Origin of the sequence: Kribbella sindirgiensis (genome assembly GCF_004331435.1) — a bacterium.
Taxonomy (GTDB): Bacteria; Actinomycetota; Actinomycetes; order Propionibacteriales; family Kribbellaceae; genus Kribbella; species Kribbella sindirgiensis.
In genome coordinates this window covers 306,113-330,741 of record NZ_SJKA01000007.1, presented here as the reverse complement: position 1 = coordinate 330,741, position 24,629 = coordinate 306,113, and the positions used below count along the sequence as shown (strand labels likewise).

General features: G+C 69.2%; 19 protein-coding genes. 8 read left to right on the top strand and 11 right to left on the bottom strand.

Going from position 1 to position 24,629, the window contains the following annotated elements; genetic code table 11:
* The first annotated feature begins 58 nt into the window (after positions 1-58).
* The 3 genes from E0H50_RS22115 to E0H50_RS22105 all read left to right on the top strand — a co-directional run bounded on the left by E0H50_RS22115 (position 59) and on the right by E0H50_RS22105 (position 6,158).
* Complete coding sequence (locus E0H50_RS22115; protein ID WP_131291553.1) at positions 59-2,959, top strand: ATP-binding protein; 2,901 nt, start codon at positions 59-61, stop codon at positions 2,957-2,959.
* Positions 2,960-3,064: 105 nt separating this feature from the next.
* Positions 3,065-5,260: a 1,4-alpha-glucan branching protein GlgB gene (glgB, locus tag E0H50_RS22110; protein ID WP_238151137.1), complete on the top strand. Its 2,196-nt coding sequence runs from the start codon at positions 3,065-3,067 to the stop codon at positions 5,258-5,260.
* Between the two features lie 10 nt (positions 5,261-5,270).
* Positions 5,271-6,158, top strand: coding sequence for an NUDIX hydrolase (locus tag E0H50_RS22105; RefSeq protein WP_238151136.1), 888 nt, complete (start codon positions 5,271-5,273; stop codon positions 6,156-6,158).
* A gap of 649 nt (positions 6,159-6,807) precedes the next feature.
* Here the strand turns inward: E0H50_RS22105 and E0H50_RS22100 are convergent.
* Positions 6,808-7,620 carry an aminoglycoside phosphotransferase family protein gene (locus E0H50_RS22100; RefSeq protein ID WP_131291549.1) on the bottom strand — a complete coding sequence of 271 codons (813 nt, stop codon included), beginning with the start codon at positions 7,618-7,620 and terminating at the stop codon, positions 6,808-6,810.
* Positions 7,621-7,630: 10 nt separating this feature from the next.
* Complete coding sequence (locus E0H50_RS22095) at positions 7,631-8,014, bottom strand: DUF4870 domain-containing protein (protein WP_131291547.1); 384 nt, start codon at positions 8,012-8,014, stop codon at positions 7,631-7,633.
* 66 nt (positions 8,015-8,080) lie between these two features.
* Here E0H50_RS22095 and E0H50_RS22090 point away from each other — a divergent pair, with 66 nt between their 5' ends.
* Positions 8,081-8,986: an alpha/beta hydrolase gene (locus E0H50_RS22090; protein ID WP_131291545.1), complete on the top strand. Its 906-nt coding sequence runs from the start codon at positions 8,081-8,083 to the stop codon at positions 8,984-8,986.
* 14 nt (positions 8,987-9,000) lie between these two features.
* A complete protein-coding gene (locus E0H50_RS22085; protein WP_131291543.1) occupies positions 9,001-9,957 on the top strand; it encodes an RNA polymerase subunit sigma-70 in 957 nt (318 codons plus the stop codon).
* On the opposite strand, the gene E0H50_RS22080 is transcribed toward E0H50_RS22085, so the two are convergent.
* Positions 9,938-11,323: an MFS transporter gene (locus E0H50_RS22080; protein WP_131291541.1), complete on the bottom strand. Its 1,386-nt coding sequence runs from the start codon at positions 11,321-11,323 to the stop codon at positions 9,938-9,940. The genes E0H50_RS22085 and E0H50_RS22080 overlap by 20 nt on opposite strands.
* A gap of 23 nt (positions 11,324-11,346) precedes the next feature.
* On the opposite strand from E0H50_RS22080, the gene E0H50_RS22075 reads away from it, so the two are divergent.
* Positions 11,347-11,763: a MerR family transcriptional regulator gene (locus tag E0H50_RS22075; RefSeq protein ID WP_131291539.1), complete on the top strand. Its 417-nt coding sequence runs from the start codon at positions 11,347-11,349 to the stop codon at positions 11,761-11,763.
* A 231-nt stretch (positions 11,764-11,994) separates the two neighbouring features.
* Here E0H50_RS22075 and E0H50_RS22070 read toward each other — a convergent pair whose 3' ends face one another.
* Both E0H50_RS22070 and E0H50_RS22065 read right to left on the bottom strand, forming a co-directional pair.
* Positions 11,995-13,227, bottom strand: a complete 1,233-nt coding sequence (locus E0H50_RS22070) for an RNA polymerase sigma factor (RefSeq protein ID WP_238151135.1) — start codon at positions 13,225-13,227, stop codon at positions 11,995-11,997.
* 123 nt (positions 13,228-13,350) lie between these two features.
* Complete coding sequence (locus tag E0H50_RS22065) at positions 13,351-13,722, bottom strand: YciI family protein (RefSeq protein WP_131291535.1); 372 nt, start codon at positions 13,720-13,722, stop codon at positions 13,351-13,353.
* Positions 13,723-13,825: 103 nt separating this feature from the next.
* Here E0H50_RS22065 and E0H50_RS22060 point away from each other — a divergent pair, with 103 nt between their 5' ends.
* A complete protein-coding gene (locus tag E0H50_RS22060; protein WP_131291533.1) occupies positions 13,826-15,259 on the top strand; it encodes a flavin-containing monooxygenase in 1,434 nt (477 codons plus the stop codon).
* An 8-nt stretch (positions 15,260-15,267) separates the two neighbouring features.
* On the opposite strand, the gene E0H50_RS22055 is transcribed toward E0H50_RS22060, so the two are convergent.
* On the bottom strand, positions 15,268-16,410 hold the full coding sequence (locus tag E0H50_RS22055) for a citrate/2-methylcitrate synthase (RefSeq protein ID WP_131291532.1): 1,143 nt from the start codon (positions 16,408-16,410) through the stop codon (positions 15,268-15,270).
* 74 nt (positions 16,411-16,484) lie between these two features.
* Here E0H50_RS22055 and E0H50_RS22050 point away from each other — a divergent pair, with 74 nt between their 5' ends.
* Complete coding sequence (locus E0H50_RS22050; RefSeq protein WP_131291530.1) at positions 16,485-17,657, top strand: citrate/2-methylcitrate synthase; 1,173 nt, start codon at positions 16,485-16,487, stop codon at positions 17,655-17,657.
* Between the two features lie 146 nt (positions 17,658-17,803).
* On the opposite strand, the gene E0H50_RS22045 is transcribed toward E0H50_RS22050, so the two are convergent.
* From E0H50_RS22045 to E0H50_RS22020, 5 genes are all read right to left on the bottom strand, one after another.
* A complete protein-coding gene (locus tag E0H50_RS22045; RefSeq protein ID WP_238151134.1) occupies positions 17,804-19,192 on the bottom strand; it encodes a hypothetical protein in 1,389 nt (462 codons plus the stop codon).
* Positions 19,193-19,235: 43 nt separating this feature from the next.
* Positions 19,236-20,117, bottom strand: a complete 882-nt coding sequence (locus E0H50_RS22035; protein WP_131291526.1) for a MurR/RpiR family transcriptional regulator — start codon at positions 20,115-20,117, stop codon at positions 19,236-19,238.
* 95 nt (positions 20,118-20,212) lie between these two features.
* Positions 20,213-21,148: a tetratricopeptide repeat protein gene (locus E0H50_RS22030; protein WP_131291524.1), complete on the bottom strand. Its 936-nt coding sequence runs from the start codon at positions 21,146-21,148 to the stop codon at positions 20,213-20,215.
* A gap of 49 nt (positions 21,149-21,197) precedes the next feature.
* Positions 21,198-22,994: an NAD-binding protein gene (locus E0H50_RS22025; protein WP_131291522.1), complete on the bottom strand. Its 1,797-nt coding sequence runs from the start codon at positions 22,992-22,994 to the stop codon at positions 21,198-21,200.
* Positions 22,915-24,588 carry a coenzyme B12-dependent isobutyryl-CoA mutase large subunit gene (locus E0H50_RS22020; RefSeq protein WP_131291520.1) on the bottom strand — a complete coding sequence of 558 codons (1,674 nt, stop codon included), beginning with the start codon at positions 24,586-24,588 and terminating at the stop codon, positions 22,915-22,917. The genes E0H50_RS22025 and E0H50_RS22020 overlap by 80 nt, the downstream gene beginning before the upstream one ends.
* Between the last annotated feature and the right edge of the window lie 41 nt (positions 24,589-24,629).

The following is a 24,629-nucleotide window of genomic DNA, read 5'->3' as shown; positions in this document are numbered from 1 at the left end:
CCTCTCGGGGCTGAGAATTACAGAGCGCTTGTGAACGCTCACTGCAATACTTTCGGGTATGTCGCCCGAGCCACCACAGTTAGAGGTCCTTGTCCTGGGGCCTCTGGCGGTCAGGCTCGGGGGCAATCCGGTCGCGGTCGACCGTCCGCTGGAGCGCGCGCTGCTGGTCCGGCTGGCGCTGGCGGGCGGGCTGTCCGTGCCGGACCACCGGTTGGCGACCGATCTGTGGGGCGACGTCGACCTGGCCCGCCCGACGGAGCGGTTGCGGGTGCTCGCGTCCCGTTTGCGCGGGGCGATCGACGCTCCTGAGGCGTTGGTCCGGGTCAACGGCGGGTACGCGCTTGCGGCCCGGCTGACCGACCTGAACGCAGCCCGTGGAGCAGCCGAGCAGATGCACGCGGCGGTGCGGTCCGGCGACCACCTCGCCGTACGTACGACGGCGCAGGCCGCACTCGCGCAGTGGCGGGGGCCGTCGCTGGCCGATCTGCGCACGGTCCCGTACGCCGTGACTGAGGCCGAGCAACTGGACGCGTGGCGGCTGGCGCTGCAGGTCGAGCGGCTGGACGCGGAACTCGCACTCGGACATGCCGCCGAGGCCGCGCGCGAGCTGGAGGCTCTGGCGGCTGAGAACCCCTTGCACGAACGGCTCTGGTGCCTGCTGGCTCTCTCGCTCTACCGCACCGGTCGGCAGGCCGACGCGCTGACGCGGCTGGCAACGCTGCGGGGCCGGCTGGCCGACGAGCTCGGTGTGGATCCCGCCCCGGACACTGCCGCGATGGAGCTGCGCCTGCTCCGCCAGGACCCGTCGCTGCTTCCCGAATCTGCCCTGCTTTCCCAGGCTGTCACGACGCCGGTGAAGGCTCCCGCGCTGCCGGCTCCGATGACCAGCTTCGTCGGGCGGCACAAGGAGCTGGCGTCGCTGGCAGAGCGGCTCGGTGAGCCCGGTCTGGTCACGTTGACGGGCGGTCCGGGGAGCGGGAAGTCCCGGCTCGCGTTCGAGGCTGCGCGGACGGTGGCAGGTCGCGGCGTACGGCTGGTCGAGTTGGCGCCGTTGCAGCGTGAGAGCGCCGTACTGGAAGCGATTGCGGGTGTCGATGCGGGCGGGCACGATCCGCTGGGTGCGGCCGCGGCGGCGCTGGACGGTTCGGTGCTCGTGCTCGACAACGCCGAGCACCTGGTCGAGCAGACGGCGGAGATCGTGGCCGCGTTGCTGAAGCGGGCGCCTGCGCTGACCGTCCTGGTCACGTCACAGCGGCCCTTGCAGCTGGCGAACGAGGAGGTCCGGCCGATGCGGCCGCTGGACCCGCTGGACGCCGCCCGGCTGTTCGGTGAACGGTCCGCCGCCGATGCGCAGGGAGCCGACCCGGAGCAGGTTGCGGCGATCTGTACGGCGGTCGACCGCTACCCGCTCGGTATCGAGCTGGCTGCTGGTCTCACGCGGACCCTGACCGTCCCACAGCTGGCCAAGCGGCTGGCCGACCGGATGCGGTTGCTGGTCGCCGGTGCGCGCGATGCGCAACTGCGGCACGTGAGTCTGGTCGCCGCACTGGACTGGAGTCATCAGCTCCTCAGTGACTCGGAGCGCGCCGTACTGCGCCGGATCGCGGTGTTCGCGGGCGGCTTCACCCTGGAAGCAGCAGAACAGGTCGCGACGGAGCCGCGTGACGTGGCACCGGCGCTCACCGAGCTGGCGGACCGGAGTCTGTTGACGGTGGAGGCCGTCAACGGGCGGCGGTTCCGGCTGCTGGAGACCGTGCGCGACTATGCGCTCGGAAAGCTCGAGGAGGCCGGCGAGACCGAGCTGGCGCGGACAGCGCAGCTGGAGTGGGCGGTCGGCTTCGTCGAGGCGGTCGGCCGCGCTGACGACGACTTCGCATCGGCCGAGTCCGTGGCCGAGGTCTTCGGCGAGTGGCCGAACCTGCTCGACGTACTGGACCGCGCCCCGGGGACGGACCGCGCGGTCGTCGGGCTGCGGCTGGCGCTCGCGCTGCACACGCCCTGGCTGATCCGCGGCATGTACGCCGAAGCCGCTCGCCACCTCGACGCGCTCGCGGATGCGCCCGGTGCGACCACGGCCGAGCGGGTCACGGCGCTGAGCAATCACGGTTTCGTGCTGACGATGTGCGGCCAGTTCGACCAGGCCGCGGAGTCGTTGACCGTGGCCGAGGCGCTCGCACGGACACAGGACGACGACACGCTCACGCTGACCGCCCTCTACTACCGCAGCATCGTGGAGATCGAACGCGGTCATCTCCGCGACGCCTTCACACCGTTGCTCGCAGGTCAGGCCCTGGCGCAGACGTCGCCGCAGCACGAGCGCAGGCTGTCGGCGTGCACGGACGCGCTCGGCACGCTGTACGTCTACACAGGCCAACCGGCCAAGGCGCTCGAGTGCTACGAGACGTGCATCGTCGCGGATCGCAAGTACGGCGACGAGCACGGACTCTCCCGCGGTCTCAGCAACCTGGCCGGCGCACTGGTCGGCCTGGAGCGGTACGACGACGCGTTGCAGGCGGCCACCGAGTCCGACCACTACGCGCGGCGGCTCGACGACCGGCAGATCCTGCCGCTCAACGACGTGATCCGCGGCCTGGTCGCGGTCGCCCGCGGAGATCTCGACGAGGGGGAGAAATTCCTGCGCTCCGCGGTCGAGTATGCGATCGCGGACGACACCGGCGTCACGCACGCGTACATCGACCTGGCCGACCTCCTGGTCCTGCAGGGCGAACTCGACGAAGCGGCCGGCCTCCTGGACGCGGTCTTCGCGGAAACCCCCGACCACAGCACGTCCTGGCTCGCCGCACGCGCAGTCGCGGCCGCCCTCGCACTCGCCCAAGGCAACCGCGCCCACGCCACCACCCTGGTCACCGAAACCACCACCTCCTACACCAAAACCGGCTTCGCCTGGCCCCGCTACAGCACCCGCCTCGACACCGTTCGCGCTGCTTTGAGCGATTGAGTTTGTGTACTTCGGGACTCGACGGGTACGGGGTTGCGGTGAATGGCGTAGGGATCGGGCAGGATGGGACTTATGGGAGAGCGTGAAGCTTTTGAGGAGCCGGTGGTGGCGGCTGACGTGCCTGTGGTGACAGCGGTTTCGGTGGATCGGACCGATCTCGAACGACTGGTCGCCGGCACGTTCCACGATCCTCATCAGGTGCTCGGCCCACATCTCGGGGACCACGGCGTCACCGTCCGCGCGCTGCGCCCGTACGCGAACAGCGTGACGGTGCTGTACGACGACCAGCGGCTCGAGCTCCGGCACGAGTACGACGGGATCTGGGTCGGCGTACTCGATATCGACAAGGTCCCGGACTACCGTCTCGAGGTCACCTACACCGACGGTCCCGCGACCGAGGTCGACGACCCGTACCGGTACCTCCCGTCGCTCGGCGAGGTGGATCTGCACCTGATCGGCGAGGGCCGCCACGAGCAGCTGTGGACCGTGCTCGGCGCCCACGTCCGGCGGTACGAGGGCCCGGGCGGCGCCGTGACCGGTACGTCGTTCGCGGTCTGGGCCCCGAACGCGCAGGGCATCCGGCTGACCGCGGACTTCAACTTCTGGGACGGGCGCGCGCATCCGCTGCGGTCGCTCGGCGGCTCCGGTGTGTGGGAGCTGTTCGTGCCCGGCGTCGGCCCCGGCACGCGGTACAAGTTCGACATCTGCGGCCGTGACGGCGTCTGGCGGCAGAAGGCCGACCCGATGGCGAACCTGGCCGAGACTCCCCCGGCGAACGCGTCCGTCGTGCACGAGTCGACGTACGAGTGGAGCGACGCGGACTGGCTGTCCCAGCGCGCCGACGCGCAGGCCTACGCCGAGCCGATGAGCGTGTACGAGGTGCATCTCGGCTCGTGGCGCAAGGGCAGGTCGTACCGCGAGCTGGCCGACGAGCTCGTTGCCTATGTCAACGACATGGGCTTCACGCATGTCGAGTTCATGCCGGTGATGGAGCACCCGTTCGGCGGTTCGTGGGGCTATCAGGTCACGTCGTACTTCGCGCCGACGTCGCGGTTCGGCGACCCGGACGACTTCAAGCACCTCGTCGACAGGCTGCACCAGGCGGGGATCGGCGTACTGGTCGACTGGGTGCCGGCGCACTTCCCGAAGGACGCGTGGGCGCTGGCCCGGTTCGACGGGACGCCGCTGTACGAGCACCCGGACCCACGGCGCGGCGAGCAGCCCGACTGGGGCACGCTGGTGTTCGACTTCGGCCGTCCGCAGGTGCGGAACTTCCTGGTCGCGAACGCGCTCTACTGGGCCGAGGAGTTCCACATCGACGGCCTGCGGGTGGACGCGGTCGCCTCGATGCTCTACCTGGACTACTCGCGCCAAGAGGGTCAATGGGTGCCGAACCAGTTCGGCGGCCGCGAGAACCTGGAGGCGGTGTCGTTCCTGCAGGAGATGAACGCGACGCTCTACAAGCGGGTCCCGGGCGTGATCACGGTCGCGGAGGAGTCGACGTCCTGGCCGGGTGTCACCCGCGCAACGCATCTCGGCGGTCTCGGGTTCGGCTTCAAGTGGAACATGGGCTGGATGAACGACTCGCTCCGCTACCTGGAGCACGAGCCGGTGCACCGGCAGTACCACCACCACGAGCTGACGTTCTCGATGATGTACGCGTACTCCGAGAACTTCGTCCTCCCGCTGTCCCACGACGAGGTCGTGCACGGCAAGGGGTCGCTGCTGCGGAAGATGCCGGGTGACCGCTGGCAGCAGCTCGCGAACCTCCGCGCGTACCTGGCGATGATGTGGGCGCACCCGGGTAAGCAGCTGCTCTTCATGGGCTGCGAGTTCGGCCAGGAGTCGGAGTGGTCGGAGAAGGGCGAGCTGGACTGGTGGCTGCTGGAGCACAGCGACCACAAGGGCCTGCAGGACCTGATCCGCGACCTGAACCGGGTCTACAAGGACAACCCGGCGTTCTGGCGGACGGACCACGACGCGGAGAAGTTCAGCTGGATCGATGCGAACGACGCCGGCAACAACGTGTTCTCGTTCGTTCGGTACGGCGAGGAGGGCGAGCCGACCGTGGCGTGTATCGCGAACTTCTCCGCGATCCCGCACCACGGCTACCGCCTCGGCCTGCCGTACGCCGGTCGCTGGGAGGAGGTCGTCAACACCGACGCCAACTCGTACGGCGGATCCGGTGTCGGCAACTTCGGCGCGGTGGAGGCCAACGGCACACCCTGGCACGGGATGGACAGCAGTGCCGAGCTGTCCGTGCCACCCCTGGCGACGGTGTACCTGCGCTTCACCGGGTAGCGTTCACGGCGTGACCGCCGTGGAACCGCTGTCAGATGGTGACCTGACGCTGCGCCCTGCGCAGCCGAACGGGCAGGTGACGACGTTCACCGTCGAGTACAGGGCCCCGGGCGACACCATGGGGACCATCGAGGTGCGCCGGACCACGCCTGGGGCCGCTCTGGTCGTCTGGTCGCTCGAAGGCGGCCCAGGAGTCGCAGAGCAGGCCATGCGACTCGTAACGGAGTACGCCTTCGGTGAGCTCGGGCTCGAGCGGCTGCAGGTCGAGGTGGACCCGGAGCTGCATTCGTCGGCCCGGATCGCGATCCGCTCCGGGTTCCGGCGTGAAGGCATCCTGCGCGGCGCCGCACTCGTCGAGGGGGAGCGCCGGGACGTCGCCATCTACGGCATGCGCACCGACGACCCGCGCCCGAACACCGTGACTGGCTGGACGGCGTTGATGGACTCGACGCTGCCCAAGAAGCGCGTGATCGCGCACGTCGTCGTCCGCGACACCGGTGGACGGGTGCTGCTGTGCCAGGTCAGCTACAAGAACGACCTGGAGCTGCCGGGCGGGGTGGTCGAGCCGGACGAGGACCCGGCGACCGGCGCGGCCCGCGAGATGGAGGAGGAGCTCGGTACGGCGCTCCCGCTGCTCGGCGTACTGGCGATCGACTGGCTGCCGCGCTGGGAGGGCTGGGGCGACGCTGTCGAGATCCTGTACGACGGCGGCGTGCACGACCCGTCGCTGATCGACCGGTTGCAGCCGGACGGATTCGAGATCCGCGGCGTCTCGTGGCACCCGCCGGACAAACTGGCCGGACTGGTGTCACCGCTCAACGCGCGCCGCCTCCCGATGCTCCTGGCCGCGCCGGACCAACTGCACAACCTCAGGAACGGCGCTCCGATCACCTCGTGAGCTGATTGGCGCACCACAGCTTTGTCCGGCACGTACGCCGCGCGCTCTCCTGTCCGATGTGCGGTCGGCGATCAACCCGATCCGGGATCAGGGAACAGGCAATGGTGGGTAGGCACCTGGTATTACCTATCCCCAGTCACCATTGCCTGTTCCCGGTCCCCAGTGCGTGTTACCGGTTGCCGCTATCCGCCGGGTGCATCGAGTCGTGGGTTTCGGCGGAGCCCGCGACGGTGAGTTGTGTCGTCGGAGCGGGTGAGCTGTCTTGTTGGGAAAGAAACCGCCGTCACGATCTGCAACTTTGATTCCCCGCTGTTCGGCTGCCCACCCACGACCTCCCCGCGGGCACGACTTCCCCGGGGTGCAGGGCTCCCCAAACCGGTTTGGGAAGGATCACATGCCGTTTTCGGGGTGCGGGACTCCCCGAACTGGTTTGGGGAGCCAAGCAGCCACGGGGATTGCGGGGGCGCGGCGGCGCGGGGGCGCGGCGGCGCGGCGGCGCGACAGGTAGAGCACCGGTGAGACGCCGTACGCGCGGGCGCGATCACGCTCAGGTGTACTACCCAGTCACGCGACACGTCCTGTCGAGAACGCGCACTCAACCGCCCGCGCCGGCACCAACCACCCACACAGCCCTTAGTCGTCGCGGTAGTTATCTCGTGAGCTGGTTGATGCACCAGGTGTAGTGGCCGTCGCCGGCGTTCTCGTCGTAGATGGTGGCGGTGATGACGGCGTACGCCCTCCGGTACAGCCGCATCCGCTCCCGATCGTGCCCGAGTTCCTCGAACCGGGCCGTGAGCCGGTCGTCGAGCCGGCGCGCGTCGGGCGAGTACATGTCGAAGAACCCGGCCGCCAGCGACGCCTCGAACGTGCTGTCCCCTGCGGTCGACAGGAACCCCCAGTCCAGCACCGCCGCGACCCGCTGACCGTCCATCAGCACGTTGGGCGGACAGATATCCCCGTGCACAACACTCAACCGGTCGCCGATCTGTGTCAGGCCGTCCAGCACGTCCTCCAACAGTTCAGGGAAACCGGCGACGTCACGCTCCAGGTAGACAATCGAGGCTTCGGCGCGACGACGTACCAGTCCCGCCAGACTCTCGCCCCACGACCCCTCCCAGAACGGCTGACCCAGCACTGGCATCGCATCGTGCGCCGGCCCCGGCCGCACCTCGCGCAGCGCCTCGACCACGGAAACGAACGCGTCCAGCGCAACGTCTTCCGCCAGGCCGGCCTCGGACAGCGGTACGCCGGTCAGCTTGTCCTCGACGCTGACCGCCAGCCCGTCCTCGCTCGCGGAGATCTCGCGGATCCGCGGCGTCCGGAACGGCAGCTCCGGCAGCGCGTCGAGGAACGCCTTCAACGGCCGGACGTCCTCCGGCCGGCGATCGAACCAGACCTTCCGCACGGTGCCGTCGCCGAGGTCGTAGACGGCCCCTTCCATCCCCTGCCCGATGAGTTCCACCGGGCCGACCCTAGCGAACGAAGCGAATCGTCAACGGGTAGCGGTAGTCGTTCCCACCGGACGCGGCGACCGTCGCGAGGATGATCACCACGAGCGCCGCGATGGCGCCGATCACGATCAGCGGTACGACGATCAGCACCCCGAGACCGAACGTGATGAAGATCAGCACGGCCCCGAGCGCCGAGTAGATCAGCAGCGAGATCTGGAAGTTCAGCGACTCCACCGCGTGCCGCCGTACGAAGTCCGAGCGGTCCCGGAAGACCAGCCAGATGATCAGCGGGCACAGGAAGCCCATCGCCAGCCAGGCGGCGATCAGCACACCGATGTGCGCGACCATCGCCCACGTACGTTCTTCGGAGCCTGACAGCGGCGTGCTCATAGTCCAGTCAAGCACACCGATTCCCTTTCGCGGTGTCCTCGGTCAGTACCGGTGACAGACCTGCAACGAAAGGGACGCACGATGGCGAGCAAGGAGTCGGATGCGGTACGGCGGCACTGGGCCACGAACCGGAAGGCCGCCGAGGAGAACCGCCAGGACGGCGATCAGGAGCTGGCCGATCACCGCTGGGCCGAGCTGACGACCGAACCGGCGGACGTGGACTATCTGGCGGTACCCGGACGCCGGGCGCAGTGGATCGTGCCGCATGGCGCCGCAGCCGACCGGGCGCTGCTGTGTCTGCACGGCGGCGGCTTCGTCGGCGGATCGCAGTACTCGCACCGGAAGCTGTTCGCGCACCTCGCCCGAGCGGTCGGCGTACGGGCGCTGGTCTTCGACTATCCGCTGGCACCCGATCACCCACATCCGGCCCAGGTCGACGACGCGGTCGACACGTACCGCTGGCTGCTCGATCAGGGCATCGCGCCCGAGCACATCCTGTTCACCGGCGACTCGGCCGGCGGCGGGCTGACGATCACCACGCAGCTCCGCGCCCGCTCGGTCGGCCTGCCACTGCCCGCCGGTGCGATGCCGTTCTCTCCGTGGGTGGATTTCGAGGCCACAGGAGCGTCGTACGACGAGAACCGGGACCGCGACGCGTTCTTCCACCGGGACCTTGTGCGCGGACTCGCCTGGATCTTCCTCGGACCGGACGGCTCACCGCGCGACCCGTTCGTGAACCCGCTGTACGGCGACCTGACCGGGCTCGGACCGATCTACATCCAGGTCGGCGGAGACGAAGTACTGCTGGACGACGCGCAGCAGCTCGCGGCGGGCGCGGAGAAGGCCGGGGTCGAGGTGGAGCTGGACGTGTTCCCGGAGATGCAGCACACGTTCCAGATGGCGGCCGGGCGCGCGCCGGAGGCTGACGACGCGATCCGGCGGATGGGACGCTTTGCCCGGCGGGTGCTGGAGTTGGAGACGCGATGACTCAGGGAGCTGTGATGAGCGAGTTCGGCCTGACCGAGCCGTTCCGCAAGGAGTTGCTGGCGCACTGCTACCGGATGCTCGCGTCCGTCCACGAGGCCGAGGATGCGGTGCAGGAGACGTACCTGCGCGCTTGGCGGTCGTGGTCTTCCTTCGAGGGACGCTCGTCCTTGCGGGTCTGGCTGTACCGCATCGCGACCAACGTGTGCTTGACCGCGATCGAACAACGCGGCCGCCGCGCGCTCCCGTCCGGCCTCGGAGCACCCGCGACCGACCTCAGTCCCGGCGTGCCGCCGGACGATCCGGCGGTGCGGTTCGTGGAGCCGATCGCCGAGACCCTGGTGATACCTGCGCCGACGGCGGGGTCGACGGCGTCGTCGGATCCGGCGGCGATCGTCACGCTGCGGGAGAGTCTGCGGCTGGCCTTGATCGCCGCCTTGCAGTACCTGCCGCCGAAGCAGCGCGCCGTACTGATCCTGCGAGAGGTCCTCGCCTTCCCGGCCGCAGAGGTCGCCACCATGCTCGACACCTCGGTCGCGGCCGTGAAGAGCACCCTCCAGCGCGCCCGTGCCAACCTGGATTCCACGGTTCCGGGCGAGGTCTCGGCGCCGACCGATCCCGAATCGCTAGCGCTGCTGGACGACTACATCGCCGGCTTCGAGAACGCCGACACCGCCGCCCTGGAACGTGCTCTCCGCGCCGACGCCGCGATCGAGATGGTCGGTACGACGACCTGGTTCAACGGTCGCGTGATGTGCCTGCAGCTCCTCGCCTCCGCGGTCGGCGCACCGGGCGACTGGCGGATGATCCCGATCATCGCGAACGGCCAGCCCGCGGTGGGCGCCTACTTCAAGGGCGACCCGTACGGAGTCGCCGTCCTCACGCCGACCCCCACCGGCCTGTCCCACATCCACGTCTTCAGCGACCCCGAGCTGGTGCCGTACTTCGGCCTGCCTAAAGTTCCTGCACCGTGAGCCGCGCGCGGCGGCTCGTGCTGACGAGCGCCAACGCCAGTACGACGAGACCCATCGCGAGCGTCGGCCACCAGACGATGTGCTCGGCGCGGACGAACCGCCGCGGATCGGTCGTCGCGGTGGCGCCGACGATCGATCCGGCGATCGCGACACCGAGCGACGTACCGGTCTGCCGGCCGACCGAGGCCAGCGAACCGGCCAGGCCGGCCATCGATGCGGGCATCCCGGACACCGCCGAATTCGCGATCGGCGGATTGATGGTGCCGAGGAAGATGCCGAAGAACAGGAAGACCGCGAGTACGGCGAGCAGCGGGGTGGACGCTTGGATCGTGAGCGAGGCGAGTGCTCCGAGCGTCAGCGCCGTACCTGCGACGACCAACGGCAGGCGTGGGCCGCGCGAGCCGACGACCCGGCCGGTCAGCGGTGAGAGGACGCAGATCAGGAGACCGACGGGCAGCAGGCACAGGCCGGCCTTCAGGGCGGACAGGTGCCGAACGCTCTGCAGGTAGAGCGTGGTGACGAAGAGGAACGCGCCGAACCCGGTGTAGGCGAACATCGCGATCACCACGGCCGAGCTGAACGGGACGCTGCGGAACAGGCGGAGCTCGAGCAACGGCTCCGCGCGGCGGCGTTCGTACGCGATCAGGAGGACCGCGGCGACAGCGGCCGCGGCGATCAGCGGCGTCCGCAGGCCGTTCGTCTCGATGATCGCGGACACGACGCTGCCGAGCAGGACGACGACCAGGAGCTGGCCGATCGGGTCGAAGCGGCGGCCGTGGGCGGCGCGGGACTCGGGGACGTACAGGCTGGTGAAGATCACCGCGAGGACGACGATCGGCAGGTTCACCCAGAAGATCGAACGCCAGCCGAGACCGTCGACAAGCGCACCGCCGAGGATCGGGCCGAGGACGAGCGAGAGGCCGGCGGTCGCGCCGAAGATGCCGATCGCGCGGGCCCGTTCGGCGCGCTCCGGGAACACCGTCACCACGATCGCCATCGCGACCGGGTTGAGCAGCGTGCCGCCGACCGCCTGGACGGCGCGGGCGGCGATCAGCGTCTCGATGGTCGGAGCGAGGCTGCAGAGCAACGAGCCGAGGCCGAAGACGGTCAGCCCGAGGCGGAACATGCGCTTGCGGCCGTACCGGTCCGCCGTGGAGCCGGCCAGCAGCAGGAAGCTCGCCAGCACCAGCGTGTAGGCGTCGACTGTCCACTGCAGGCCGGCCGTCGAGGCGCCGAGATCGTCGCGGATCGCGGGCAGCGCCATGTTCACGATCGAGACGTCCATCACCGAGATCAGCAGGCTCGCGCAGCAGATCGCGAGGACGGCGTACCGGCGGACCGTGACCGATTCCTGGAGTGTGGTCATGGAACAACGCTAGGATTTAGAGCGTGCTCGAAGTCAATGAACGCGGGATCAGCATCTCCGAAGCCGCCGAACGCACCGGCGTCAGCGTCCACACGCTGCGGTACTACGAGCGCGCCGGCCTGGTCGTCACCACTGTCGACCGCACCGCCGGCGGGCGCCGCCGGTATCGGCAGATCGACCTGGACTGGATCAAGATCTGCACCAGGTTCCGCGCCACCGGCATGCCGATCCGCACCATCCGCCGGTACGCCGAACTCGTCACCGCCGGCCGCGGCAACGAGAAGGACCGGCTCGAACTCCTCGAGACCCACCGCGCCGAGATCCTCACCCAACTGGCCCAACTCACCGAAAGCCTCGAACTGATCGACCACAAGATCGACGTCTACCGAGGCCGCCTGCAGGCAGGCGACGCCGACCAACTCTGGGCCCCTCGCGCCTAGCCCACAGTCCCCTCACCGCCCCCACCCGGCCCCACCTCAAAGGTCACCCCCCGAGCTCACCGCAACCGGCGCCCCGAACCAGCGCTCCTTGACGCCCCCGCTCCTCCCCAAACCAGTTTGGGGAGTCCTGCCCTCCCGAATCAGGCAGTCCGGCTCCCCAGTTCACCCGACAGCAGGCCTCCAGATCCACCACCACGCCGGTCAACCAACCCAACGTTTCTTGCCGAGGTACTAGCGGTTCAGGTTGGTGAGGCGGGTGGTGAGGAAGCGGCGTTCGGTTTCGTTGGCGGTCAGGCGGATCGCCTGCTCGTAGGCCTCGGCTGCTTGCCCGGGGCGGTCGAGGCGGGTGAGGACATCCGCCCGGGTCGCGGGGAGGTACGCGTACGTCGCGAGAGCGGGCTCCTTGCTCAAGGCATCCAATTCGACCAGGACCGCCTCCAGGTCGGCCCCAGGCACCAGGCTGCGCGCCGCCACCCGATTGAGGGCGACAATCGGCGTAGGCCAGCTCACCATCATCGCGTCGTACATCCGGACCACCTGCCCCCAGTCCGTCTTCTCCCATGACGGCGCTGTCACATGGAGCCCGGCTACAGCCGCCTGCAACGCGAACCGCCCATGCCCGCGCTGCAATGCCGCGGTCGCCCGCGAGACGCCCTCGGCCAACAGCTTCACGTCCCACCGCGATCGATCCTGGTCTGCCAGGAGGACGAGTTCACCGTCCCCACTGACCCGCGCATCACCCCGCGCTTCGGTCATCAACAGCAGTCCTAGCAGTGCTAGCGGTTCCGGCTCGTCCGGCATCAAACGCTCCAGCATGCGCGCCAGTTCGATCGCCCGCCCGGTCAGATCGGTCCGCGTCAGCTCCACCCCCGTGGCGACGTACCCCGCCGTATAGACCAGATGTACGACGGTCAGCACCACATCCATCCGCGCCGGCAACTCGTGATCCGCCGGAATGCGATACGGAATCCCGGCCGCCGCGATCTTCTTCTTCGCCCGGGTGATCCGCGCGGCCGCCGTCGCCTCGCCGATCAGCAGCACGGCGGCGACCTCCCGCGTGGTCAACCCGCAGATCAGCCGCAAGGTCAACGCCACCTGCGACTCCCGCGCCAACGCCGGGTGGCAGCACGTGAACACCAGCCGCAACGGATCGGTCGGCTGCTCGGTGTCGTGGGGCTGCTCGTCGTCGGGTTGCTCCACCAGCAGCGGCAGTTTCCGCCGCAGGTTCGTCTCCCGCCGCAGCCGGTCCAGCGCCAACCGCCGAGCGACCGTCGTCAGCCACCCACCCGGATTGTCCGGGATCCCGTCCGGCCAGGTACGCAGCGCCTGGACGAACGCGTCCTGCGTGCAGTCCTCCGCGAGATCCAGGTCCCGCGTCAGCCGGACCACCGACGACAGCACCGTCGACCAGCTCTCGCGATGCGCCCGGTCCACCACCCGCGCGACCTCGACTGCTTCGCTCACCAGCTCCCCTATGTCCATAACCGCTGCGGCACCCCCAGCTCGACAGAGGTACGCCGACGGGACGGAGCGCCGGCGTACCAGGGTCGAACGGCCTGATCGGACCGATCCGTGCGCGCTCGCCGGTCAGGCCGGCGGCGCGGCGTCCTCGGAGGTCGGCATCACCGGGCGGACCTCGATGTTGCCGGACGGGCAGAGCTTGGCCAGCTCGAGCGCCTGGTCGAGGTCGCGGGCCTCGATCACGTAGAACCCGCCGAGCGCCTCCCGCGTCTCGATGAACGGCCCGTCGGTGACCAGCGGCTCGGCGCCCTCGCGGTTCTTCACCGTGCTCGCCGTACTGGACCGCTCGAGCGCCTCCCCGCCGAGGATCCGCGCCCCGGCCTTCTCCACCGCCGCCGTGAACTCGCCGTGCAACTTCATCGCCTGCTGCCACTCGTCGCGCGTCAGGTTGTCGTACCACTCCTCGCTGTCGAACAGCAGGAACATGTACTGCGCCATCTCGGGCTCCCTCGTCTAGGGCTTCTACTTGGACATCTTGCTGACGATCGTCGCGACACGGAATCGACAACACCCGGAAAGAATTTTCATTACCGTGGGGTACATGGAGCACCTCGACGTCCTGATCGTCGGCGCGGGCCTGTCCGGGATCGGCGCGGCGTACCGGATCCAGACCCGGTGCCCGGACCGCACGTACGCCGTACTGGAGGGCCGCGACGCGCTCGGCGGCACCTGGGACCTGTTCCGGTATCCGGGGGTGCGGTCGGACTCCGACATGTTCACGCTCGGCTTCCCGTTCCACCCGTGGAAGGCGGCGAAGGCGATCGCGGACGGGCCGTCGATCCTCGACTACCTGCACGAGACCGCGGCGACGTACGGGATCGACAAGCACATCCGCTTCGGTCAACGCGTCGCCCGCGCCTCGTGGTCGTCGGCGGACGCGGTGTGGACCGTGGAGACGGGCGACACGACGTACACCTGCTCGTTCCTCTACGTGTGCAGCGGGTACTACGACTACGACTCGGGGTACGTCGTCGACTTCGACGGAAAGAGTGATTTCCAGGGGCGGATCGTGCACCCGCAGCACTGGCCTGACCAGTTGGACTATTCCGACCAGCGTGTCGTGGTGATCGGCAGCGGCGCCACCGCGGTGACGCTGGTGCCGGCGATGGCGGGTACGGCGGAGCATGTGACGATGCTGCAGCGGTCGCCGAGCTACGTCGCCTCCCGGCCGGCCCACGACGCGCTGTCGGACCGCATCCGCGCCGTACTGCCCGAGAAACTCGCGCACCGGGTGATCCGCGGGAAGAACGTCGTCGCGAGCACCGCGGTCTACAACGCGTTCCGGAAATGGCCCGCACACGCCGCCTGGCTGTTGAACAGCGCCGTGGCGAAGCAACTGCCGGAGTCGGTCCCGGTCGATCCGCACTTCACGCCGCGGTACAAGCCGTGGGATCAGCGACTGTGCCTGGTCCCGGACGCGGACCTGTTCAAGGCGCTGCGCAACGGGTCGGCGTCGGTGGTGACCGACGAGATCGACCGGTTCACGCCGACCGGGCTGCGGCTGCGGTCCGGGCGCGAACTGGAGGCCGATCTGGTGGTCACCGCGACCGGCCTCCGCATGGTTGCGCTCGGCAACATCCAGGTGACCGTCGACGGGCGGCCGGTCGCGCCGCACGACACGTTCGTCTACAAGGGCATGATGCTGAGCGGCGTACCGAACCTCGCCTGGTGCATTGGGTATACCAACAATTCGTGGACGTTGCGCTCGGACCTCACCTCGCAGTACGTGTGCCGGCTGCTCAACCACCTCGCCGCAACCGGCACCCGTATCTGCCTGCCCGACGTCGACCCCTCCGAGTACGACGCCCCGCCCCGCCCGGTCGTCGACCTGTCCTCCGGCTACATCCGCCGCGCCGCCCAGATCCTCCCCCGCCAGGGCGCCCAGGGCCCGTGGCGCCTCCGCCAGAACTACCCCCGCGACCTCATCACCCTCCGCTACCACCGCGTCGACGACGGCGTCATGCAGTTCAGCTAACGGACGGGTCAGCTAGGGACGGGCACCGGCGGCTGCAGACCGACGTACGTGGCGGCGGGGCGGATGATCTTGGGGTCGGTGGACTGTTCCAGGATGTTGGCGGACCAGCCGATGATGCGGCTGACCGCGAACGTCGGCGTGAACATCGCGCGCGGGATACCGCACAGCTCCATCACGACGCCCGCGTAGAACTCGACGTTGGCGTACAGGTTCCGGCCCGGCTTCAGCTCGGCGAGGACGTCGACGATGCGCTGCTCGACGGTCGTCGCGAAATCGACGAGGTCGCCGCCGATGCCGCGGGCGATATCGCGCAGCATCAGCGAACGCGGGTCCTCCGTGCGGTACACCGCGTGCCCGAAGCCCATGATCCGGTCGCCGGCCGACACCTTCGCGCGCACCCAGTCGTCGATGCGGTCCGGCGTACCGATCTCGTCCAGGCTCGCGAGAGCACGATCCGGCGCACCGCCGTGCAGCGGGCCTGAGAACGCGCCGATCGCACCCGCGACCGCGGCCACCACGTCCGCACCGGTCGACGCGATGACGCGGGCGGTGAAGGTCGAAGCGTTGAAGCCGTGGTCGACGGTCGAGACCAGGTAGTGCTCGATCGCGGCGGCGTGGACGGCGGTGGGTTCGGCGCCGGTCACCAGGTAGAGCCAGTTCTCGGCCGCCGAGAGGTCAGCGCGGGGCTCGAGCGGCTGCTGTCCTTCGCGGAGCCGGTACAGGGCCGCGAGGATGGTTGGCGTCACTGCGCAGACCAGCATCGCGTCGGCCTTGCGGCGGGCCTGGTCGACGTCCCACAGCTTCGGGAGACCACGAACAGCTGCCAGGAGCGACAGGGCCGTGCGGAGACCGGCGAGCGGGTTGAACGTCGCACCGGCGGTCGCGATCGCCGGGAGGACCGCGCTGACCTCGTCGGGGAGGACGCGCAGCGGGGCGAGCTCGGCGACGAACCGGGCGCGCTCGGCGGCGGTCGGGAGGTGGCCCTCGAACATCAGGTACCAGACGTCTTCGAGGGTCTTGGACTTGGCGAGGTCGATCGCCGAGTACTCGCGGTAGTGGTAGAAACCCTCGTCGCCGCGGACGTCGCCGAGGGTCGTCTCGGTGACGACGACGTTGCGCAGGCCAGGCGGAACATTGATCGTTGTTGACATATCTTCAGAGTTGACAGGCGATCAATGGTTGTCAATATTGATCCAGTCAACATGGATGATGCGAGGAGCGGGAAATGCCGTCCGAAGGTGATGAGAATTACCTGACCACCGCCGAGGTGGCGCGCCGTCTGCAGGTCAAGCCGGCGACGGTCTACGCCTACGTCAGCCGCGGCCTCCTCACCAGCGTCCGGGCCCGCGGCCGCCGCGGCAGCCTCTTCCCCGCCGCGGACGTCGAGCGCCTGGCCGCCCGCTCGGTCGAACACTCCGGCGTAGTAGAACGCATCGAATCCGAACTGACCCTTCTCCAGAACGACAACCTCTACTACCGAGGCCACTCCGCCCAGTCCCTGGCCACCACCGCCACCCTCCCCCAGGTAGCAAACCTCCTCTGGACCGGCCAACCCCCAACAGATCCAGGGCTGGAAGAGGACATGTTCGCGGTCGAGCGGGAGGGGGTGGGGTTGGCTCGGGCGGCTATGGAGGTGGTGCCGGCGGGGGCGCGTTTGACGGACCGGTTGCGGGTGGCGGTCGCCGTACTGGGGGCTGCGGATCCGTTGCGGTTCGATCTGTCGGCGACTTCGGTGACGGCCGCGGCGGGAAAGCTGATCGGGACTCTGGTCGCGGCACTCCCGGGGCCGATCGTCACACGGACGACGCTGGGCGGGAAGCTCTGGCCGAAGCTCTCGGACGCAGAACCACACCCGGAAATCCTCGATGCAGCGCTCATCCTGCTAGCCGACCACGGCCTAGCTGTCTCCACCGTCGCCGCCAGGGTCGCAGCCAGCGCCCGCGCGAACCTGTACGCCGTCATCTCGGCAGGACTCGGCGCACTCGATGGCCAGTACCACGGCGCCGCCCCGACCCTCGCGTACGAGTTCCTGGACCGAGCGAAACAAGACCCGTTGAAGGCGTTGTCGGACCAGTTGCGCTCCGGCGAACCGATCCCCGGCTTCGGCCACCGCATCTACCAGCACCGCGACCCACGCGCCGACGTACTCCTCGAACTCCTCGGCGACCACCCGATCGTCAGCACGATCCACGCGATCGCCGACCGGACGCCGGCCTTCCCCAACAGCGATCTCGCGCTCGCCGCCGTCATGCACGCCTACAACTTCCGCCCCGACGCCGGCGACGCGCTCTTCGCCCTCGCCCGCATGATCGGCTGGACCGCCCACGCCCTCGAGGAATACGCCGCCCCCGCCCTCCGCTTCCGAACCCTGGGCATCTACACCGGCCAACCCACCTGACCCGACCCACCGACCCACCGACCCACCGACCCACCGACCCACCGACCCACCGACCCACCGACCGAGACTTGCCTGTTCACCTGGAGGGTTGCCCACTCAGAATCTCGAGGGGCAACCCACCACCTCAGTGGGCAACCACCGCGGGACTACTTCGCGGTGAGCTTGATGAGGGTTGCGGCGCCTGGCGCGAGGGAGACGGGCACCGGGGCGACGCGTTGGGGAAGGTACTTCTGGCGGGACGGTTCGAAGACGCCGATTGAGCCGACTGTCTGCTGGTTCACGCCCACGACCGCTCGGGCTCGCGTGCTGTGGGAGCGGTTGGCGATCAGTAGCCAGCGGTCGGTTGATGTGGTGTCGCGGGAGCGGAAGGTGCCGACTACTACCGGGTTGCCGGTGATTGACGGAACCAGGTTGGTCGGGGTGAAGGCGACGGTTCCGTTCGGGAGTGGGGTTTCGTTGGCGTGTTCGACGGTTTCGGAGACGAGGGGCTTGAGTTCGCGGCCTACCTGGTGGAGCCAGGTGGTGTTGATCTGTTTTGCCGCGTAGTAGCGCGATGTCCGTTGGCCGTCGACGGTGATCAGCGCCGGCCCGAAGCCTTCGCCGCGGGCGGCTTCGGGGGTCCAGTAGGTGAAGTACTGGATGCCTTTCGCGCCGTACGCGAGGCTGATGTTGACCTGCCAGAGCAGCTCGGCCGCGGTCGGTTCGCGATGGTTGTTGTAGGCAAGCGTCTGGATGAACACCCAGGACGGGATGTCGCCGTGCAGCGCGGCGTCCCGGACGATCGCCCAGTTGTGGAAGTAGTTCGCGTCCTCGCGGCCCTCGGAGAGCAGCGGGTACCGGTCGAAGGAGATCAGCGACGGCTTCACCACGTCGACGAAGCCGCGGTAGTACGACGCGTCGTCGGACGGGAACAGGTTGATGTACGGCAGCAGTTGCGGCGCCAGTTCGCGGGAGATCGACAGCGCCTTCGCCAGCGTCGCGAACCAGCCCGCGCCGGGTTCGTCGTAGAAGTTGAAACCGGCCAGTGAGGAGTACGGCCCGTACGCGTCGCGGGCCCGGACGTAGAGGGCACCGGCCTCGGCCGGGGTGACGCTGAGGAAGTCCGACGGGGTGTCGGAGATCGAGAACCAGCGGGACATGTTGCGGATCTGGATGTCGTCCGAGATCAGCATCTTCAGGCCGGCGTCGCGGGCGAGCCCGAGCTGGTACTGGAAGATGTTGCCGTCGCCGGCGTAGTTGCCGGAGATCACGAAGTCGAACCCGGCGTTCTTGATCTCGGCGAACCGGTCCGCCGTACTCGCGTACGGGTGCGGCGGCCAGAACAACCCGATCGGGAAGTCGGCCCCGCCCGTCAACGGCAACGTGTCCGGAGACGGTACGGCGACCGCGGCCGAACCCACCGCACCCGATCCGGTGGCGGCAGAGGCGGTGGTGGCAGAGGCGGTGGTGGCGGACGCGGCGGTGAGGGCCGTGGCGCCGGCGCCGAGGAGCAGCGTGCGACGGGTGGGGCCGAAGCTCTGGTGCGGACTCTGCATGTCTCTCCTTCGAAAGGCGGTCGAACGGAGTGGTGAGGGTGATTCAGGAGCGCTGCCGATGCGTCGACACCGCATCGGCGGTCGCGTCGAAAGCCTGTTCCGCCAGGGGATAGTCGCGTTGCGCGACGCCGAGGTAGAGCGCGTCCAGAACGATCATCTGGGCGTGCCGTCCGGACAGTCCTCCGGTACGGAATGTGACGTCGCGGGCCGCGGTGACCAGGACGATGTCCGCCGCCCGCGCCAGCGGCGACCGGGGATAGTTGGTGATGGCAACAGTCGTCGCCCCCTGCCGGCCGGACCGGGCCATCGGCTCCAGGACCTCGATCGTCTCGCCGCTGTGCGAGATCCCGATCGCGACGTCGCCGGTGCCGAGCAGCGCGGAGCTGGCCAGCGCGGTGTGTACGTCGCTCCAGGTGCTCGCGCCGCGCCCGATCCGGTGCAGCCGCAACCGCAGGTCCTCGGCGACGGACGCCGATCCCGCCACGGCGTACAGGTCGATCCGCCGCGCGTCCGAGATCGCCCGGACGGCGCGTCCGAGCGCGTCGACGTCGAGCGCCGCGACGGTGTCCTCGAGCGCTCGGGTGTCGGCCCGCAGCAGGGTCCGGAGTACCTCGTCCAGCGAGTCGTCCGGTCCTACCTCGGAGCCGGTCCCCCGCTCCCAGCTCGGACTGGTCCGACCACTCTCGGCCGCCAGCGTCAGCCGCAGCTCGGCGTACCCGGACAGGCCGAGGGCAAGGCAGAACCGGGTGACGCTCGGCAGCGAGGTACCGCAGCGGGCCGCCAGCTGGCCGATCGTCGACGAGGCGACCTCCGCCGGGTCACGAAGTACCTCGGTGGCGATCCGCGCCTGCGCCGGGCTGAGCGCCGGCAGCAGGCCGTGGATCCGGGACTCGAGACTCGGCGGCGGCGACTCGACAGCGCTCATGTAAAGAATTCTCAGAGCAGATCAACAACAATTACAAGAATTCACACTGTCCGATTCCGGCCAAGAACCCAGTGCACTGGTCAGACCAGTAGCGCCTAGAACAGCGCAGCCATCAGCCGGCGGCGGGCCTTGACGACTCGTTCGTCGTCCGCGCCGACGACCTCGAAGAGTTCGAGCAGATGCAGCCGTACGGCGTTCCGTTCGTCCCCAGCGGTCGCCTGGACCGTGGAGATCAGGCGCGCGAACGCGTCGTCGACATGCCCGCCCATCAGGTCCACGTCGGCCACCAGCAGCTGCGCCTCGACGTCGGTCGGGTTGTCGGCCGCGCGCGTCCGGACATCGGCCGGCACGTCCTGCGTACGCTTCACCAGCTGCACGCGGGCCAGCCCCGACTTCGCCTCGGCGTCGTTCGGCGTCTCCTTCAGCAGCTCCTCGTACGCCGCGATCGCGCCGTCCAGATCGCCCGCGCCAACCGCGTTCTCGGCCTTCTCGTACCGCGGGTTCGGTGCGTCCTCCTCGGGAGCAGGCCCCTCGGCGGCCGGCCCGACGGGTTCGGCGCGCCCGGTGATCCCGTTCGCGACCGCGACCGTGAGCAGCTGGTCGAGGTACTGCCGGACCTCCGGCTCGCCGAGGACGCCCTGGAACAGCGGCACCGGCTGACCCCGCAGGATCGCGATCACGGTCGGCACTGCCTGGACGCCGAACGCCTGGGCGACCTGTGGGTTCGCGTCGACGTCGATCCGGGCCAGCAGGAACTTCCCGGCGTACTCGGTCGACAGCTGGGCCAGCACCGCACCGAGCGCGCTCGAGCCCTGCGACCGCGGCGAGTACAGCTCGACGACGACCGGGGCCTGGAGCGAGCGCTCGATGACGTCGGCCTGGAAGTTGGCCTCGCCGACCTCCAGCACGTACGCACCCGCGGCACCGCCGCCACCACCTGCTGGAGCACCCGGAGCGCTCGGCGCACCGGCCGGTTTACGGAGGGACGACAGGTCGACCGCCCCGGGACGGGAGAAGTTGGACTGGCTCACCACTGTCCTCGCATTCCGTGCATACTCCGTACGTTCACAGGTCCATCCTCTACGACGCGGCCGACTTGCGCTGCGCCCGGGTCACCATCAGGAGCCTCGCGAGGCCCGCCCGGGTCCCCGCGACCGCCAGCCGGTCCCCTACCTGGACCTGTCGCTCGGACTCCGGGCTCCACTCCCAGGGACCCTGCAGATCCTGGCGTGCGAGCACCCGCAGTCCTTCGGCCTCGTTCAGCTCGCCGAGTCGCCGGCCGTCGGCGACCGACCCGGGCTCGACGGTCACCTCGGTCAGCAGCAGCACGCGGCGACCGGCGGGGATCGTCACCTGCTTGCGCCGGTTCGCGACCGCGGCGGCGACCGCGGGCGCCACCAGCATCGACACCGACCGGCTGTGGCCGAGGCCCAGCCGCCGCTCGACGCGCTGCGCGAGGTCGTGGTCGAACATCCGCATCGTGATCCGGGCGTCCGGGTTGAGGTCCCGGGCCACCATCGCCGACTCCAGGTTGGTGATGTCGCCGTCGGTGATCGCGAGCACCGACTGACAGCGCTGCACGCCGGCCGACCGCAGCGTCTCCTCGTTGCTGCTGTCCCCGATCACCACCGGGATCTTCAGCCGGTGCGCGACCTGGATTCCGGGCGCGTCCTCGTCCTGGTCGACGCCGACGACCGCGACGCCGCGCTCGGTGAGGATCTCCAGCACCCGCGCGCCGACCGTACCGAGACCGCAGACCACCACGTGGTTGCGCGGCCGGCCCCGCACCCCGCCGATGATCCGCGACAGCCGCGCGCCGATCAGCGAGTCGACCACGACCGCGGTCAGCAACGCCATCAGCACGATCCCGGTCAGCTGCACCAGGACCGCCGCGACCTTCACCCACGGGTCGGCGTCGGAGAACGCGTTGTCCTCGATCCCCGCCGAGGTGACCGCACCGGCCGCCATGTACACCGCCCGCCACCACTCGACCCCACCGACGAAGTGAATGACCGCCGTACCGGCCGCGACCAGGAACGCCATCACCGCGGCGATCTTCCGGACCCGGCTGTCGAGAATGTCGCGGAGCGCCACGAACCAGCCCGCCGGCCGGACGTCGCGGCTGCGCCAGATCGCCCGTAAACCGGTGCCGAGCACGATGTCACCGTCCGGGTCGGAGCTGGCCAGCGGCAACAGTTGCGGCGTTGCGGACGAGGTCGTGTCCGCGAGCACCGTCAGGTGCGGCTCGCGGATCAGGTCGGCCTGTCCGACGACCACGCGCTGACCGCCGAGCTCCATCCAGGTCAGCTCGTCGTCCTCCAGCGCGTCCGAGACGAACGCGGGCGCGGCGAGCGACGGCCCGTTGATCACCACGCAGTCGCCGAGCAGACTGTTCAGCTGTTTGCTGAGCCGCGGATTCACCATCTGTACGACGATCCGCAGGTCCCTGTCCATGTCCCGCGCCGTCAGCGCGGTGTGCACGTTGTGGACGTCGTCGGTGTCCAGCAGGACCAGTGCGCGCGCGGTGGACGGCGTACCGTCGTCGGCCGCGTCGACCCCGGCCCGCCGGAGCAACGACTCGCTGATCACCCGTGCGCCCATCACGGTCGCGCCGAGCTCACCGATCCGGTCGTAGTGCCGGGAGGCGGGGTTGACGATCGCAGTCACCCGTTCGCCCGAGCTCACCAGCTCGGTGACCACCCGCAGCATCGTGCGGTCCGAACCGCAGACCACCACGCGCCGTCCGTCCGGCGCCCCGGCCGCCCCCGGGGCCTCGCGCCCGGACGGTGGCGGCTCCTCAGAATCGGGCGGGCTCTCGGTACTCTCCCCACTGTTCCCGAAGAACGTGACAGATTTCCCCCATCGTGGCCTCCGCACGCACTGCCTCCAGCATGGGCTCGATCAGGTTGCCAGTGCCGCTGGCCGCCTCCACCAGAGCCGACAGCGTACGCCGTACCCGGTCCTCGTCGCGGTGTGCCTTGCGTTCGGCAAGCACGCGGCACTGTTCGACCTCGACCTCGTGCGAGACCCGGAGGATCTCCAGCTCCCCGGAGACGGTGTCGGTGAGCGTGTTGACGCCGACGATCTTCTTCTCGCTCTTCTCGAGCTTCTGTTGGTACTCGAACGCCGCGTCGGCGATCTCGGCCATGAACCAGCCGTCCTCGATCCCGCGCAGGATGCCGCCGGTCATCGTCTCGTCCGGGCTCATCTCCTTGATCCGCGCGAAGATCTGCTCGGCCTCGGCCTCGATGGCATCGGTCAGCGCCTCGACGTACCAGGAACCACCGAGCGGGTCGGCGACGTTCGTGATGCCGATCTCCTCCATCAGCACCGACTGGGTCCGCAGCGCGATCTCGGCCGACTCCTCACTCGGCAGCGCCAGCGTCTCGTCGAGCGCGTTCGTGTGCAGCGAGTTCGTCCCGCCGAGTACGGCGGCCAGCGCCTCGACAGCCGTTCGTACGACGTTGTTGTACGGCTGCTGCGCCGTCAGCGACACCCCGGCCGTCTGCGTGTGGAACCGCAGCCACTGGGCCTTCTCAGTACGAGCGCCGTACACGTCCCGCAGCCAGCGTGCCCAGATCCGGCGGGCGGCGCGGAACTTCGCGATCTCCTCGAAGAAGTCCAGGTGGCTGTCGAAGAAGAACGACAGGCCGGGCGCGAAGACGTCGACGTCGAGCCCGCGGGACAGCCCGAGCTCGACGTACCCGAAACCGTCGGCGAGCGTGTAGGCGAGCTCCTGCGCGGCGGTCGAGCCGGCCTCGCGGATGTGGTACCCCGAGACGCTCAGCGGCTTGTACGCCGGGATCGTGGTCGCGCAGTACTCCATCAGGTCGCCGATCAGGCGCAGGTGCGGCTCCGGCGGGAACAGCCACTCCTTCTGCGCGATGTACTCCTTGAAGATGTCGGTCTGCAGGGTCCCGTTCAGCTGGGAGATGTCCGCGCCCTGGCGCTCAGCGGCGACCAGGTACATGCAGAACGCGGGCACGGCCGGGCCGGAAATCGTCATCGACGTGGTGACGTCCTGGAGCGGGATGTCCTTGAACAGCCGGTCCATGTCGGTCGCGGAGTCGATCGCGACGCCGCAGTGCCCGACCTCGCCGAGCGACTTCGGGTCGTCGGAGTCGCGACCCATCAGCGTCGGCATGTCGAACGCGACGGACAGGCCGCCGCCTCCGCCGTTCAGGATCATCTGGTAGCGCTCGTTGGTCTGCTCCGCGTTCCCGAAACCGGCGAACTGGCGGATCGTCCAGGTGCGGCCGCGGTACCCGGTCGCGTACAGCCCGCGGGTGAACGGGAACTCCCCCGGCCAGCCGATCCGCTCCATCCGCGGGTCGGCGACGCCCTCGGGCGGCCCGTAGACCGGCGCGACCTCGGTGCCGGACAGCGTGGTGAAGTCCGCCTCCCGCTTGCGTGCGGCGTCGTACCGCTGCTGCCACCGGCTGCGACCGGCCGCGATCTGCTCGGCATCCATCAGTCAGACCTCCTAGGGGTGGTCCCAAAATACTAGGACGT

Coding starts and splice junctions, on each gene's coding strand:
- E0H50_RS22115 (WP_131291553.1), top strand. CDS start 59: ATGTCGCCCGAGCCACCACAGTTAGAGGTCCTTGTCCTGGGGCCTCTG.
- E0H50_RS22090 (WP_131291545.1), top strand. CDS start 8,081: ATGGCGAGCAAGGAGTCGGATGCGGTACGGCGGCACTGGGCCACGAAC.
- E0H50_RS22085 (WP_131291543.1), top strand. CDS start 9,001: ATGAGCGAGTTCGGCCTGACCGAGCCGTTCCGCAAGGAGTTGCTGGCG.
- E0H50_RS22080 (WP_131291541.1), bottom strand. CDS start 11,323: ATGACCACACTCCAGGAATCGGTCACGGTCCGCCGGTACGCCGTCCTC.
- E0H50_RS22065 (WP_131291535.1), bottom strand. CDS start 13,722: ATGGCGCAGTACATGTTCCTGCTGTTCGACAGCGAGGAGTGGTACGAC.
- E0H50_RS22060 (WP_131291533.1), top strand. CDS start 13,826: ATGGAGCACCTCGACGTCCTGATCGTCGGCGCGGGCCTGTCCGGGATC.
- E0H50_RS22055 (WP_131291532.1), bottom strand. CDS start 16,410: ATGTCAACAACGATCAATGTTCCGCCTGGCCTGCGCAACGTCGTCGTC.
- E0H50_RS22050 (WP_131291530.1), top strand. CDS start 16,485: ATGCCGTCCGAAGGTGATGAGAATTACCTGACCACCGCCGAGGTGGCG.
- E0H50_RS22045 (WP_238151134.1), bottom strand. CDS start 19,192: ATGCAGAGTCCGCACCAGAGCTTCGGCCCCACCCGTCGCACGCTGCTC.
- E0H50_RS22035 (WP_131291526.1), bottom strand. CDS start 20,117: ATGAGCGCTGTCGAGTCGCCGCCGCCGAGTCTCGAGTCCCGGATCCAC.
- E0H50_RS22020 (WP_131291520.1), bottom strand. CDS start 24,588: ATGGATGCCGAGCAGATCGCGGCCGGTCGCAGCCGGTGGCAGCAGCGG.